A 735-nucleotide genomic window follows, 5' to 3' on the forward strand; every position below is an offset into this window, starting at 1 on the left:
ATTTTGGGCAAAATGCACCAAGATGCGTTGCCACCAGAATCGGTCGACGTGTTCTGCTACGCGAAGAACATGCGTGGTGTGATGCGTAATATGGTGTATCAGCTTCTTGCGGAATGCATCGACTTGCGTTTGAAGCCGGTGGAGCAAGAAAAACGCCGCCGCTTTAAAGCGATGCGTCTTGGTAACCAAACCTACGGATTGTTCTTTGAACGCCGTGGTGTGTCGGTGCAGAAGTTAGAAAACTCTATCGATTTCTACCGCAGCATTTCTACCAACAAGCTTAAAGGCTCGCCGTTGTTAATGCTCGACCGTGAGCAAGAATACCAATTACCAGAAGCGGTGGATGGTTTTGCCAGTGAAGGTTTGGTGCAATTCTTCTTTGAAGATAACGAAGATGGTTTCAACATTTATGTATTGGATGAGTCGAACCAAGTGGAAGTGTATCACCAGTTCAGTGGCTCAAAAGATGAGATGATCGCCTCGGTCAACAGCTTCTACACTTCGGTTAAAGACGACAGCCGTGTGGCGTCTAAGTTTATTAACTTCAATTTACCGCAGTACTATCAGATCATTCACCCTGAAGAGGGTAACGCTTACATCATTCCTTATCGCAATGATGGGTGCTCACCGCATCGTCCTACTAAAGCGGTAAACGCGTAACGTAACCATATCCATAAACAAAAAGAGCACCGAGGTGCTCTTTTTGTTTTGGTGTTCATCGAGAGGATTTTTTTT

General features: G+C 45.4%; 1 protein-coding gene. It reads left to right on the forward strand.

Translation table 11 applies throughout. From position 1 onward, the window contains the following. Window positions 1–660 (forward strand): class I adenylate cyclase (locus R8N49_RS26610; protein ID WP_318190383.1); only part of this gene is annotated, 660 nt, incomplete at its 5' end. Window positions 661–735 lie beyond the last annotated feature (75 nt).

The sequence above is a fragment of the Vibrio sp. 1978 genome, from assembly GCF_033344345.1.